Genomic DNA, 13,039 nt, shown 5'->3' with positions numbered 1-13,039 from the left:
GAAGAAATGATTGATATGCCCACGTTCGAAGATGTTGCCGCAGCGGCAGCCCGAATCAAGCCATACACCCACGAGACCCGTGTCGTGGGGTCGCGACTGCTCAACAAGTATCTTGGCGTCGAGGTCCTCATCAAGTGCGAGAACCAGCAGCGAGCTGGGTCGTTTAAGTCTCGCGGCGTGTTCAACGCGATCCTCGCACGCAGCGAGCGCGGCCTCGTCTCAAAGGACCGCGGTGTCGTCACCTACTCCTCAGGCAACCACGGTCAGGCGATGGCGCTCGCCTCGTACCAGCTGGAGATTCCTGCCGTCGTTCTCATGGCGACAGACTCGCCGAAGGTCAAGGTCGACATGGCGAAATCGTACGGAATCGAGGTCATGATGTATGACCCTGAGGAGGACGACCGTATTGCCATGGCCGCCGAGATCGCGAAAGAGCGCGACTGGGAGGTCATTCCCTCCTTCGATGATGGCGAGCTCATCGCGGGCCACGGCACCGCTGTCATGGAGCTTGTCCGCGAGGTCGGCCACCTAGATGATGTTGTCGTCCCGGTCGGCGGCGGCGGTCTCATCTCCGGTTCCGCTCTTGCAGCGAAGGTCTTTAACCCGAACGTCAAGGTCTGGGGTGTCGAACCTGAGGCGGCCAACGATGCTCAGCGGTCGCTGGAGAAGGGCGAGATCGTGACAATCTCTTCGCCCATGACGATTGCTGACGGGGCACGGGTCCGTCACATCACCGAGCTGACGTTCGCGATCATGAAGGCCAAGGTTGATGGCATCGTCTCCGTCCCTGACGACATGATCTTCACATCGATGAAGCTCGTCGCCGACCGGCTCAAGCTCGTCGCAGAGCCGACCGGCGTACTCGGTCTCGCCGGCATCAAGAAGCTTGTTGCAGATGGTCGGATCGAGCGCGGCTCACGCGTCGGCGTCGTCCTCTCGGGCGGTAACGTCGACCTCGACACCTTCGCGGCATGCCTCGCGAAGCCGGACGATGCTATTGCTCAGATGCAGGCGTGGCTCGCATGACATCCGATTCCGATGGGGTGGCCCCGAAGAATCGGGGCCTCCTCGTTATCATCTCCGTCCTCCTCGTCGCCGTCATTGCTCTCGCGATTGGGCTGGTTTTTGCCCTGGGTGGCAAGGACGATGCGGCCGTCCCCGAGACGACGGTTGGGGCTCCCGCGCAAACAGTCCCACCTCGGGGGCCAGGGCTTGGCGATGGCGGGCAGGGAGCGGGGCGCGACTCGACGCCGCCACGTGACGGGACCGGGCGCCTGCCTACCGACCCTCTCGATGCCGAAGCGTCGCAGGAGCTGCTCCTCGAGCAGGCGACACGCGACCCAGATGATCCGTATGCTCGCGGGGATGCTGATGCAGACATCGTCATCGTCCAGTATGCCGACTACCGGTGCTGGTACTGCGCCCAGTGGCACGTTGAGGTCTCAGAATCTCTCGAGCCCTACATCGAGTCAGGCCAGGTGCGCATCGAATATCGCGATCACCCTGTTCGGGGCGACGCGTCTGTCTTCGCGGCACTCGCTGCACGGGCGGCCGGTGAGCAGGACCTGTTCTGGGAATACCGGGACGCCCTGTATCAGGACGTGTACGACGAAGTGGGCGCAGCATACGACGGAACCTATTTCGACGATGTTGCTCGACGAGTTGGTGTACCTGACGTAGACAAATTCCAGTCGGACATGGCGGATGCCGATTCGCTGGCGGACATCATGGCTTCGCGAGAGCAGGCACTCTCTCTTGGTATCACCGGGACCCCGACCTTCATCGTCCACGACACCCTCGTTCCCGGAGCCCTGCCCGAAGATCAATTCCTCGACTTGATGGAGAGCAGGTTAACCTAGCACCGGGAAGGATTGATCATGACTGTCGTAAAGATCAACGCCATCGACGTGCCAGCTGACTCCGGCGATGCTCTCGCCGAACGCTTTGCTCCACGAGCGGACGCAATGAACGACGTTCCGGGTTTCGAAGGCTTCGAACTGTTGCGCCCCGAAGACGACCGCACGACGTGGCTCGTCATGACCCGCTGGGCCGATGAGGCTTCATTCGAGAAGTGGCGGGATTCGGAGAATTTCAGGACCGGCCACAGCCGCCCCGAGGGTCAGCGCCCCGTCGGCACCTCGTCTGAGGTATGGAGCTACTCAACGGCGGTGCGCAGTGGCAGGTAGGGCGATCAAGAGGTGGATCGCGAAGGCGCTGACAGCGCCGACACCGTGGAAGGCCGACATTCAGCAGTGGCCAGCAAAATCGATCGTGCTCGGTGCTCCCCACACGTCGAACATGGACGCGGTATTCATGGTCATCATCATGTGGCTCGAGGGACGCTCCTTCAACTTCCTCGTCAAGGACGAGGTCATGAAGTATCCGGTGTTGAGGTCAATCGTTCGTTGGCTCGGCGGGATCCCGGTCAATCGACGCAGATCCACCGGCATCACATCCGGCATCGCCCAGTCAGCTTCTGAACTTGAGACGTTTACCCTGTGCATTACCCCGAAGGGCACACGCTCGAAGCAGGAGTTTTGGAAGTCGGGCTTCTACCGCATGGCCTACGAAAACAATCTGCCGCTGACCTTCGGCTTCGTCGATTCAGTGACGAAGACCTTCGGTACGGGACCGACGTACTACCCGACGTGGGATATCGAAGCCGATATGGAGGCAATCCGTGGCTTCTATGGCAACAAGCGCGGGTTTAGACCCGAACACACATCGCTTCCGCGGCTTCGCGCTGAAACAGACCAGGACGCGGCCGCCTACCTCCTGCGCCCGATCGACGACAACCCGATGACGTGACGAGGTCGCGGAGAGCTGGGCGCACCTCGCTTCCACGACGGCGCATGTTCGAACTAGGTTTCGATGAGTGCGCGGATGTCATCTGCACTGATCGGCACGCCAACTCCTTCATCGATGAACCCCGCAAGTTTTCGTTTGCGTTCCTGAAGGGCGAGGACCTTCTCTTCGATCGTGCCAGCTGAGGCGAGCCGGTAGACGTGGACGTGTTTGTCCTGGCCGATGCGGTGGGCACGGTCAATCGCCTGCTCTTCGGCCGCCGGGTTCCACCACGGGTCCATGACAAACACGTAGTCGGCTTCGATGAGTGTGAGGCCAACTCCGCCCGCCTTGAGGGAGATGAGAAAGACGGGTTTCTGCCCCGATTTGAACGACTCGATCGCCCCGTCCCTGTTTCGTGTTGCGCCATCGAGATAGGCGTAGGGAATTTTCTCGTTCTCAAGCTGCCGAGCGATGCGGGCGAGGTAGCTCGTGAACTGCGAGAACACGAGAACCTGATGGCCGGCAGGTAGCAGCGTGTGGAGGTGATCCATGAGCACCGCTGTCTTTGCGGCCGGGGTCTTGCTCTCTTCGATAAGGCCGGGATCGATGGCGAGACGCCGAAGGCGCGTGAGTGAAGCGAGGATGGAGATGCGGTTACCGTCCGGGTCGCGGATGAGGCCAAGGACCTCCTGCCGCTCACGCTCCAGCTGCTTGACGTACCGCCTCTCGTGACTCTCATCCATGGGAACTGCTAGGACTGTCGACACTTTTTCAGGCAAATCTCGCGCAACGTCATCCTTGCGCCGCCGCATAAGGAATGGTCTCGTGAGCTTCTGTAGAAGAGCCCGGGCTGCAGGGTCCCCGTTCCTCTCGATCGGTCTGCGGAACTTCTCCGCAAACCGTTCCGAAGGTGGCAACAGCCCAGGGCTAGCGAGAGCGAAGAGCGCGGCAACGTCGCCGATTGTGTTCTCAACCGGCGTTCCGGTCACGGCGAAGGCCCATTCTCGGTGGAGAGACATAATCGTCCGATAGCCGATCGTCCGCGGATTCTTCACGGCTTGCGCTTCGTCAAGGACGAGCCCAGCCCACTGAACGTCGCCGTACTCGTCACCCTCGAGTCGCAGCAACGTGTAGGACGTGACGATGATGTCAGCATCTGCCATGTCGCCAACCCGCGCCTGCCGCTTCTTCCTTGTTGCGCCGACCGTACGCACTGTCAGGCCCGGCGTGAAGCGCGCGGCTTCGCTCGCCCACGTCGAGACGACCGAGGTAGGAGCAACGATGAGAACGGGCTTACCAAGCTGGCCTCTCTCCTTGAGGTGAGCGATTGCGGCAAGGATCTGGATCGTCTTCCCCAGCCCCATATCGTCGGCGAGGATGCCGCCGTACTTTGCCTCCGCAAGACGAACGAGCCACGAAAAGCCGGATTCCTGGTACGGCCGCAATCTTCCGTTCAAGGACGCGGGGATTGTTACCGGCTCCCCGAGGCTAGCGAGTCGGCCAAGCCTATCCGCCAATATTCCCTCAAGGAGATCGTCCGGAAAACTGAGTGCATGGGCTTGTGCAGCGGGAACGCTGATCGTCTTGCCCCGCACCCTGCCGAGCATCGCAGCCTCTCGCAGGAGCGCCCGGAGCTGGTCGAATTCTTCGCCGAGTCTGATGAGGATGTCACCGAACTCAAGATAGGGCTGACCCCCAACGAGGGCGGCATAGAGGACCGGAAGGGGCACCTCGTGTCCCTCAACTTCGACGGTGAGGGCTAGGTCGAGCCAGTCCCGCTCGCTCGCAGCGTTGACCTTCAGCTCGGGCGAGGAGCTGACAAACGTGATGTCGCCCCGCTCCCCGAAGGTAACGCCGATACCACTGCCCTCCAAGGCAGGCACGACGATCTCTCGGAAAGCCCCAAGATGCTCCGGCCCAATGTGGCGCGGTGCCGGAACTGCCCTGTGCGGTGGCAAGCCAGCGTCCATCCAGACTGTGTCGACGATCGTGGCGTCGTTCTCGAGCCAGGCACCCGGCGTCAAGCTCGTGACGAGGGGCTGTCGACGTCCGGCGGCTCGTCTCGCTTGCTGCCACTCGAGCCGGAACGCTGAGCCAGCCCTCGTCACATGGAGGTGGAGTCTCGGGTCAGAGAATTCTGTCGGTGTGAAAGATCCGTCTGGCGAGTGCAGGTCGACGTCGCCGAGGGCCGGGATGAAATCCGCCTCGAATTCGAGGCGCTCTGCACCGTCGACGTGAATGGTGCCTCGTGCTGCGATCATCGAATGGATTTGGGTCGGCACAGAAGGGTCGACCGGCGCGATCAAACCCTGGGACAGGGCGATCGCCGGAACGACACCAGGGAGTGCGTAGGCACGGATGCCATCTGGGCGCGCAGCGACGGGGCGTGCCGTGAGATCGTCGTCGCCCTCGATCTCGAGCCGCACCCGCCACCCCTCGTCCGCTAGCTCGACGGGCTGCATGTCCGGATCGAGTAGCGTGATCCCGGCGCTCGTGGCCTGCCGCAGGAACGGTAGCGCCTCCGATCCGAGATCGGACAGAAGAATGTCCGAGGGCGAGTTCCATGGACGAGTCCGACGAGCTGTGCGATGAAGGTGACGGAGCACGGCAACCTGTTCGTCATGAAGCCCGTCTGTCGTTGACTTCCAGCTCGTGTTCGTCAGATCTGGCCATGGCAGGACCACCCAGTGCTCCCCCGTCCTGCGGAACGGGGTGAGCGGCACTCCCTCGTTCCGGGTACCGAGGCCAAGGCCGAGTGTTGCTCCCGTCGGCTGGCGCTGGGCGGTGATGGCGGTGAGAAGACCCCGCCACCCCATGTCACCGCCAGCACCGAGCACGAGCAACGTCGCGACCATGTGTTTACACAAGTGGCCGACCGGGCACGTGCACCGTCCCTCAAACGGGTCGATGTCCTCAATGACAACGAGGTAACTCCTCCCGTTACCGCGAACGCGCGCGACGATCTGGCCGTCGTCGGAGATCGATTCGACACGACCATCGCGGCTATATCCGCGTCCACGCTCGATCGTCCGCTCGTCAAAGATCTCTCCCAGATCGTCATCTGTCAGCTCTCGCACGAGGTGGGACATTTCAGCCATTACTTCAGCTTACGACGCGAGCCGGTCTCGAGGGCGCTTCGGTGACCTCACTGACAGTGCGAATCGTCAACAGGCACACACAACGAAACCGTGGCTTAAGTGTCCGCGGTGAGGAGGCGGAGCGCGTCAACCCCATGCGGATCGCCGTCGGCGAGGAGCCTCGCTACGACGTACGCCGCCCACGCTCGCGCCCTCAGCCACAGCGCATCATCGTCTGCCGCGGCCAGCGCGCGAAGAACGACGCGCGCATGACTCGTCTGCTGCGCGGTGAAGCCGAGATGGAAGGCCGCATAATCGATCGCCGGGTCGCCTGCGTGAAGTCCGCCGAACCCGGTCATGGCCTTGAGCCGCCCAGCGGAAGTCACAAGTCCATGTGGAACGAGCGCTCCATGGCACCAGATGGGAGCCGCACTCCACGGTTTGGCGACAACGCCACGAACGAACAATTCTCTGAGCCGTTCTTCCTGCGGACGCCCCCGCACATGCTCCTCGAACGCGTTTCTCTGGGACTTCAGAACGAGTCGTTGCGGAGCATCATCCGGAGCTTCCGCGTGGAGAGCGGCGAGCCCGACAGCGAGGTCTCGAGCGATGCGACCCCGTTCCGTGATTGGCACCTCGGCGAGCGCCGCCCCGTCTGTACCGTTGACGAGGAGCCAGGGCCGCTCAAAACTCCTCGTCGGCGCTCCCCGAAATCGGGGGGTAGGCACGGCGATGCCAACCCGAACAAGATCGCCGGTCGCGCGCTCGATCCAGCGGTATTCGTTCTCAATCCCCGCCGACGCGCGATCGGTGGCCGGCAGTCGCATGACGAGGCTGCCCCAGCGGTACAGCTCAATGCCGCCCGGCTCCTCGCCGACATACACAGGCACGCCCCCAGGCGCCAGGTTCTCGGGGACGACGCTCGCAAGCCGGTCGACAGTCGTTTGAGGAACTTTCTGCGCCATCGTGTCCCACCCTTCTCGCGCGTGATGTTGCACCTGAAGAAAGTCCAACACAGGTTGACCGCATATCATGTCGATTCGCGCGAGAACGTCACGGCTCGAGGCGTTAGGCACCCCAGGCCGCGACGCGAAATTGTCAGCTTCCGGTTCGGCGGGAGTTGAGCGCGTGCATTCTCTCGAGAAGCTTGGCGCCGTCAGCCCGCAATCCATCGTGGTGGTAGTCATTCGTCATAATGGGCTCGAAACTGGCGATCTGTTCCGCGGTCTCGAGTGAGAGCGTGGCGGGGACGAACATGTCATCCCAGTAGATCCACCCGGACGCGGGGACGGTGTTCTCCGCGAGCGCAGCTGAATCGTAAAGTGAGTCGAAGTTGCGGGTGGCGAGGAGATCAGCCGCTTCAGCGAGCGGCGCGAGGGCTGGATCTTCTCTCATCTGCCACGGGAAGACATGCTCTCCCGAGAAGAGGAAATCCGCTCCCGCGCCTCGTGCTTCCCGCTCTGTCGCGAACGGCGACTCCCCCGTGCCCGGCAGGGCAAACTGTGGGAACTCGGCGCGTGCCCGGTGCGCGGCCCAGTTCGTCGGACCCGGGGCGGTACCGGCGTAGATCGTCTCGTGGAGGACCCCGTACAGCGGATTGGGTCCGAAGGTCAGTCGGTCAGATGTTTGAAGGAGGAATCTCGACGAGAGGCGCTTTTGCCCGTTGATTGTGACGAATGGGTTTTCGAAGAGGAAGTGAAGTGACTGCGGCCCATAGGAGTAGCCAAGGACGAGTCCCAGCATCCTCAACCGTGCAGCGGTCAGCCGTTCGCCAGTCGCGAGCCTCTCGTCGTGCTCATCCAGGTGGACTGCGACGTCCCACACCCGTTGTGCGAGACCAGGAAATGTTCTGTACATCGCCGCGTTGCGTTTCTCTGTTAGCTGCCACGTGGCGCGATAGGTGTCGATTGCGTGCCGTGTGACCGACGGAAGGCCGGCAGTGATCATGACAGAAGCAAGTCCGTGCGGAGCCCGTGAGAGGTAGGCGGTGTTGATGAATCCGCCGTATGACTGGCCGAGCACGTGCCACGGCTCGTCCTCCTGCAATGTCCGGCGCAGGTCTTCCGCGTCATCGATAATCGAATCCGCGCGGAAGCACGAGAGGAAGTCGGCCTGTGCCTGCGGATCTCTCTCATCACCGATGACCGCTGCGTCGAGAGGATCGGATGCTCCTGTGCCGCGCTGGTCGATAAGGACGACCCGGTAGTGGTCAAGAGCCCAGTCGATCCATCCCGAGACCGGCTCGGGCCGCGGGGCGGGTGATCCCGGTCCGCCCTGAAAGAAGACGAGGCGCGGTGCGTTTTCCTTGCCGTGCCGAACGATCTCTCGAGAAAAGAGGGTGATCGTTCCTGGCAGGGCCCCGCTCCTGTCGAGCGGGACGCTCATGCGGTGGTCAAGGTACGTGTCGGCTGCGATCCGGTATGTGTCGGTCTCCATGGGCTCATTATGCCCAGCAGGACTTAAAAGCCCGATGCGTCATCGCGCGAGGCGGGGTCGCGCACGCTCACTCCTTCATGTTCCAGGAGAAGCTTCTTGACCGCACCGGTTCCGGCATAGGAGCCGGCAATAACGGGCGGGCCGACGTTGGCGGCAGCAACAACTCTGTGGCAGGGCACGAAAACCAGGCAGGGGTTCTCGGAACAGGCACGCCCAGCAAGCCGAGACAGCCCCGGCAGGCCTGCCCTGCTCGCCAACTCGGTGTAGGTGATAACCTCGCCAGCCGGGACGCTGCGTAGCGCGCTCCTCATCTGGATGATTCGGGGAGTGCCGGTGATCCGCACGGGCACATCCATAAGCGGGGCAAAGTGTCCGGCCTTCCATGCGTCAAGCGCATCCGTCACATGCTCGGGCAAGGTCCCCTCGATATAGGGTCGTCCCGCCGCGAGCTCGTCGAGGCCGCTAAAGCCGGACGCGACGACTGCACCCTCTGAGTCAACGAACACGGACAGCGTCGCGAATCCAAGGTCATAGATCCCCGCAACAGGCGGACTGGGCTTGTGACTGTCCATGGGACTCCAAACGGTTCTCAAAAGCGTCCTTCCCGGACACCTTAAAGTAGTCGACTGGTTCGATGACTGTAGCACCGATGTTTCGTGTTGGCCTGTCGAATACCCTGCGGTTCCGCTACCACGGCGCATCCATTTTCGGTCGCGTTCCCATGACAATCCGAAGGCCTGATCCTGCCCCGAATCACCCGTGCCTCGGGCGTGGGGTCGCAGATGCTCATTTGAGATGCTCTGACCTAGAGAGGAAGCGCCATCCCCAACGGCGCTAGCGGTACCAGCTCGGCCGGATCACCGGATCTCGACGGAAGATTGGAAAACCGAGTGATCTGTCCCTACATCTCCTTTATGTCCCTCCTGTTGTTCCCCGAAGAGCTCACCACTGTCCTCTTCGCCCAGGGCGGGGGACAATAGGAGCATGATCACTGAATTGACAATGAATACAGGACACTCGATGCCCCAGCTGGGGTACGGAACGTACAAGATCACGCCCGCTGATACGGTCGAAGCCGTCACTCTCGCTCTCGAGGCGGGGTACCGGCACATCGATACGGCACAGATGTATGGCAATGAGGCAGAGGTAGGCCGAGCTATCGCCGAGTCAGGCATTCCTCGTCGCGAGATTTTTCTCACGACAAAGCTCAACAACACAAACCACGAGCCGGCTGCTGCGAGGCAGTCGTTTGCGACGTCACTTGAGGACCTGCAGACGGACTACGTAGACCTCTTCCTCATCCACTGGCCGCTACCGACCCTTTATGGCGGAGACTATTTGTCGACGTGGAAGGTTCTCGAAGAGTTTTTTGCCGATGGCAGGTCGAAGTCGATCGGCGTCTCCAACTTCCTGCCGGAGCACATCGGTGTCCTCCTCGAAGGCGGTGACGTCGTTCCTGCTGTCAACCAGATCGAGATCCACCCGTACTTCACGAATGACGAATCTCGCCGGAAGAACGCTGAGGCCGGCATCGTCACGCAGGCCTGGTCCCCTCTTGGCCGCGGCGCGGTCCTCACCGACCCCGTCATCACGAAAATTGCCGAGCGGGTTGGCGCAACGCCAGCTCAGGTCGTTCTTTCATGGCACGTCAACCGCGGTGACGTCGTCATTCCAAAGTCCGTCACGCCCGAACGAATTGTCTCGAATATGGACATTTTTGACGTACCGCTCACCGCGCAGGATTATGAGAACATCACAGCTCTCAACCGGGGCGAGGAGGGCCGACAGGGTTCTAACCCTCGCACGATGAATCGGCTGTGATCGGAAAGGACACCATGAAATTTGCCTACACGATCGCAGGGTCCGAGTCAGCCGGCGTCGCCGGGTTGCAGGTCGATCTGCGGACCTTCCACGAACTGGGAACGTACGGCCTCGCCACCATCACATGCGTCGTGGCTTTACACCCCGACAACGATTGGAACCACAGCTTTACTCCACTTCCTGCTGACCTCATCGCTGAGCAGATCGCGGCTGCGACAGCAGCTTTCGATCTCGACACAGTAAAGATCGGCATGCTCGGAGCCGTGGCCACGATCGAGACGGTTGCCGAGGGTCTGCGATCCCAGCCGTGGAAGAACATCGTCGTTGACCCTGTTCTCATCTGCAAGGGCCAGGAGCCCGGGCAGGCGTTCGACACCGATGCTGCGCTACGCCGCGAAGTTCTCTCGCAGGCGACTGTAACGACACCGAATCACTTCGAAGCGCGGACGCTGTCCGGCATGGACACACTCGAGACGGTTGATGACCTCATCGAAGCGGCGAAGCGTATCGCCGACACGGGGCCGAAGGCAGTTGTCGTCAAGGGCGGCATCGACCTCCCGGGCGACGAGGCGATCGACGTCTTGTGGGACGGTAGCGAGGCCACCGTTTACCGAGCTGCAAAGATCGGCGATCATCGGGTGAACGGCGCTGGCTGCACGCTGGCGGCCGCCATCACCGCCGAGCTGGCGAAGGGCACCGAGCTTAAGGAAGCGGTTCAGGTTGCGAAGGACGTCGTAACGGCTGGCATCGAGAACAGGATTGTCGCTCATCCGCCATTCGACACCGTGTGGCAGGGTGCGTACTCCCACTAGACCGATCATCGCGGTCCTCGGGAGCACGGTGCGGGACGGGAAGGCGTCACCCGCACTGCGCTCCCGAGTGGCCGTTGCGGCTACACGATGGAAATCCGTCGCAGCCCAGGGCGTCGAGCCCTATGTTTTCTGTCTCGGCGGGGGCCATGACCGCGTTCCCGAGGCGAGTGTCATGGCCTCCCTTCTCGAGCAGCACGGCGTACCACGTTCTGCCCTCATCGAAGAGGCGCAGTCGGCAACGACCGAGGAGAATCTCCTCCACCTCGGTGCGATTCTCACAGATCCCGCATTCCCGGATGCGTGGGTGGGCAAGCCCTACACAGAGACTCCGAATCCTGCGGGGTTAGAGCAACATGCAGTGAATATGCCCGTGACGATCGTGACGTCCGCGCACCACATGCCCCGAACCCTCATGATGGCGCGGCACCTTGGATTCAAGCCGCAGGCGGTCTCCGCCCACCATTCCGCCGGACTCAAAGGGATCCTGCGGGAAGTCGGCGCGCTCGCCATTTGGTTGGGACGATCGCTGAGAAGGCGCCTCACCCGAGGCTGATGCAACGCCCTCCGGTGGCTAGATTTCCGGAGCTTCGACGAAGCGCGCGTAGTGGCCCTGAAAGCTCAACATGATCGAACCGACGGGACCGGCACGGTGTTTGCCGACAATGACTTCACCAAGCCCGCTCGGCTGCTCCTCACGTGATTTATACATGTCTTCGCGGTGCAGCAGGATGACGACGTCCGCGTCCTGCTCGAGCGACCCTGATTCACGCAGGTCGGAGACCATGGGCTTCTTCGACTCGCGCTTTTCCGAGTCGCGGTTGAGCTGAGCAACGGCGATGATCGGGACGTTGAGCTCTTTGGCGAGCAGTTTAATTGACCGGGAGAAATCGGAAACTTCCTGTTGTCGAGACTCGACATGCTTCGCACCCGACGTCATGAGCTGAAGGTAGTCGATGACGATGAGCTGGATGCCGTGCTGCTGCTTGAGTCGGCGGCACTTGGCCCTGATCTCCGCCATCGTGAGGTTCGGTGAGTCGTCGACGATGAGGGGGGCCTTCGAGATCCGCTCGAGACCGTGAACGACTCGACCCCAGTCGTCGGCCGTCATGTTGCCCTTGATCATTCTGTCGAGGAAAACGCTTGATTCCGCCGCGAGGACGCGCATCGACAGCTCTGTTCTGTTCATCTCGAGCGAGAAGTAGACGGATGGCATGTTGTTGTGAACCGAGGCCGCCCTGCACACGTCCATCGCGAACGTCGACTTTCCTGCGCCCGGGCGAGCCGCGACAATAATCATCTGCCCCCCACGGAAGCCGTTGAGCATGTCGTCGACAGAGCGGAATCCAGAGGGAATACCGTCGAGCTCTCCACCCTTCGACTCGTTGTGCTCGAGAGTTTCGACGAGCTCGTTAACAATCGTGTCCATCGCTGCATATTCGCGATTCTCAGCGGTGTCGGTGAGCGAATACACCTCAGCCTGCGCCATGTTGACGAGCTGGTCGACCTCCGCACCGTCGGTTGAATAACCGAGCTGCACGATCCGCGTCCCCGCCTCAACGAGGCTTCTCAGCTGCGACTGCTCGCGGACGATCGTCGCATAGTAGGAGGCGTTTGCCGCAGTCGGCACAGAGGCAACGAGAGAGTGAAGGTAGGGTAGGCCGCCCACTCGCTCGAGCTCTCCACGGCGTTGCAGCTCGTTACCGACTGTCACAGCGTCGGCGGGTTGCCCGTCGCCGAAGAACTGCATGATGATCTCAAAAATAAGGCCGTGAGACGGCCGGTAGAAATCGTCGGACTTAAGAATCTCCGTCACGTCCGCGACAGCGTCCTTGGACAGCAACATGCCGCCCAGAACCGACATCTCGGCTTCGACGTTCTGCGGCGGGGTGCGCTCGAAGCCGCCAGATTCGCTCATATGTCTCCTTTTCCGTCTACGTGGACTATACCCAGATTCAACCTGTGGATAACCTGTGGACAATTGCACGTTTTCCGTGGAGACACGCCAATCTATCAGTGGACAACGTGGGGACAGAATGACGTGTTGTCCACAGAAATGATGGTCGTCAGAATGTCAAGCGTGGAAGAGGCCGGTATCCCGCGAGAATC

The 13,039-nt window shown here is 61.6% G+C and carries 12 protein-coding genes; 7 read left to right on the top strand and 5 right to left on the bottom strand.

Going from position 1 to position 13,039, the window contains the following annotated elements; genetic code table 11:
* The first annotated feature begins 6 nt into the window (after positions 1 to 6).
* Genes H7E91_RS03975 through H7E91_RS03960 form a run of 4 tightly spaced genes read left to right on the top strand, consistent with a single transcriptional unit; the run spans position 7 to position 2,808 of the window.
* Positions 7 to 1,026, top strand: a complete 1,020-nt coding sequence (locus H7E91_RS03975) for a pyridoxal-phosphate dependent enzyme (RefSeq protein ID WP_182353812.1) — start codon at positions 7 to 9, stop codon at positions 1,024 to 1,026.
* Positions 1,023 to 1,859 carry a DsbA family protein gene (locus tag H7E91_RS03970; RefSeq protein ID WP_241698384.1) on the top strand — a complete coding sequence of 279 codons (837 nt, stop codon included), beginning with the start codon at positions 1,023 to 1,025 and terminating at the stop codon, positions 1,857 to 1,859. Before H7E91_RS03975 ends, H7E91_RS03970 begins: the two co-directional genes overlap by 4 nt.
* 18 nt (positions 1,860 to 1,877) lie before the next feature.
* Entirely contained in the window at positions 1,878 to 2,186 is a 309-nt protein-coding gene (locus H7E91_RS03965) for an antibiotic biosynthesis monooxygenase family protein (RefSeq protein ID WP_182353810.1), read from the top strand.
* Entirely contained in the window at positions 2,176 to 2,808 is a 633-nt protein-coding gene (locus H7E91_RS03960; protein ID WP_206680355.1) for a 1-acyl-sn-glycerol-3-phosphate acyltransferase, read from the top strand. Before H7E91_RS03965 ends, H7E91_RS03960 begins: the two co-directional genes overlap by 11 nt.
* A 53-nt stretch (positions 2,809 to 2,861) precedes the next feature.
* On the opposite strand, the gene H7E91_RS03955 is transcribed toward H7E91_RS03960, so the two are convergent.
* The 4 genes from H7E91_RS03955 to H7E91_RS03940 form a co-directional block, all read right to left on the bottom strand.
* Complete coding sequence (locus tag H7E91_RS03955) at positions 2,862 to 5,885, bottom strand: DEAD/DEAH box helicase (RefSeq protein ID WP_182353809.1); 3,024 nt, start codon at positions 5,883 to 5,885, stop codon at positions 2,862 to 2,864.
* A gap of 95 nt (positions 5,886 to 5,980) precedes the next feature.
* Complete coding sequence (locus H7E91_RS03950) at positions 5,981 to 6,829, bottom strand: phosphotransferase (protein WP_182353808.1); 849 nt, start codon at positions 6,827 to 6,829, stop codon at positions 5,981 to 5,983.
* A 133-nt stretch (positions 6,830 to 6,962) separates the two neighbouring features.
* Positions 6,963 to 8,300, bottom strand: a complete 1,338-nt coding sequence (locus tag H7E91_RS03945; RefSeq protein WP_182353807.1) for an alpha/beta fold hydrolase — start codon at positions 8,298 to 8,300, stop codon at positions 6,963 to 6,965.
* Between the two features lie 23 nt (positions 8,301 to 8,323).
* Positions 8,324 to 8,872, bottom strand: a complete 549-nt coding sequence (locus H7E91_RS03940) for a methylated-DNA--[protein]-cysteine S-methyltransferase (protein ID WP_182353806.1) — start codon at positions 8,870 to 8,872, stop codon at positions 8,324 to 8,326.
* A gap of 412 nt (positions 8,873 to 9,284) precedes the next feature.
* Here H7E91_RS03940 and H7E91_RS03935 point away from each other — a divergent pair, with 412 nt between their 5' ends.
* The 3 genes from H7E91_RS03935 to H7E91_RS03925 are packed head-to-tail and all read left to right on the top strand — an operon-like array spanning position 9,285 to position 11,486.
* Positions 9,285 to 10,121, top strand: a complete 837-nt coding sequence (locus tag H7E91_RS03935; RefSeq protein ID WP_182353805.1) for an aldo/keto reductase — start codon at positions 9,285 to 9,287, stop codon at positions 10,119 to 10,121.
* A gap of 14 nt (positions 10,122 to 10,135) precedes the next feature.
* Positions 10,136 to 10,933: a bifunctional hydroxymethylpyrimidine kinase/phosphomethylpyrimidine kinase gene (gene thiD, locus H7E91_RS03930; RefSeq protein ID WP_182353804.1), complete on the top strand. Its 798-nt coding sequence runs from the start codon at positions 10,136 to 10,138 to the stop codon at positions 10,931 to 10,933.
* Positions 10,917 to 11,486 carry an ElyC/SanA/YdcF family protein gene (locus tag H7E91_RS03925; protein WP_182353803.1) on the top strand — a complete coding sequence of 190 codons (570 nt, stop codon included), beginning with the start codon at positions 10,917 to 10,919 and terminating at the stop codon, positions 11,484 to 11,486. Before thiD ends, H7E91_RS03925 begins: the two co-directional genes overlap by 17 nt.
* Positions 11,487 to 11,504: 18 nt before the next feature.
* Here the strand turns inward: H7E91_RS03925 and dnaB are convergent, their stop codons facing one another.
* Positions 11,505 to 12,848, bottom strand: a complete 1,344-nt coding sequence (gene dnaB, locus H7E91_RS03920) for a replicative DNA helicase (protein ID WP_182353802.1) — start codon at positions 12,846 to 12,848, stop codon at positions 11,505 to 11,507.
* Positions 12,849 to 13,039: the final 191 nt, after the last annotated feature.

Source organism: Flaviflexus huanghaiensis (genome assembly GCF_014118685.1).
Lineage (GTDB): Bacteria > Actinomycetota > Actinomycetes > Actinomycetales > Actinomycetaceae > Flaviflexus > Flaviflexus huanghaiensis.
Note: the sequence above shows the minus strand (reverse complement) of the source record. Positions and strands in the feature narration are given on the sequence as shown.